This is a genomic window from Pseudomonas sp. SIMBA_041, assembly GCF_046535095.1.
Taxonomy (GTDB): Bacteria; Pseudomonadota; Gammaproteobacteria; order Pseudomonadales; family Pseudomonadaceae; genus Aquipseudomonas; species Aquipseudomonas mucoides.
The window spans coordinates 1-275 of sequence record NZ_JAWRXJ010000250.1; the positions used below are offsets into that span (position 1 = coordinate 1).

Annotated in this window: 1 protein-coding gene; it reads left to right on the top strand. The window is 66.5% G+C overall.

Annotation, left to right across the window (positions count from 1 at the left end):
• Positions 1 to 275: RES family NAD+ phosphorylase (locus tag SB725_RS31055; RefSeq protein WP_410923234.1), on the top strand; the 275-nt coding region annotated here is incomplete at both ends.

Genomic DNA, 275 nt, shown 5'->3' on the forward strand with positions numbered 1-275 from the left:
GGGCAGCGAAGGCAGGCGGGCGGGCGAACCGGGTCGGCACGCCGGCTTTGTACCTAGCCCTCGAAGTGGCTACCGCGGTGGCCGAGTATCAGCAGCTGTCGCCGCTGCTACCGCCTGGCACGCTCGTGAGCTATCGCGTGACGGCCGCGCCCGTCGTTGATTTCACGGCGGGCTTTCGTGGTGACCACTGGTCGCCATTGTGGGAGTCGTTCTTCTGCGACTGGCGCCGTGACTGGTTCAACAAGCGGATCGAGCCACCAAGCTGGGTGCTAGGC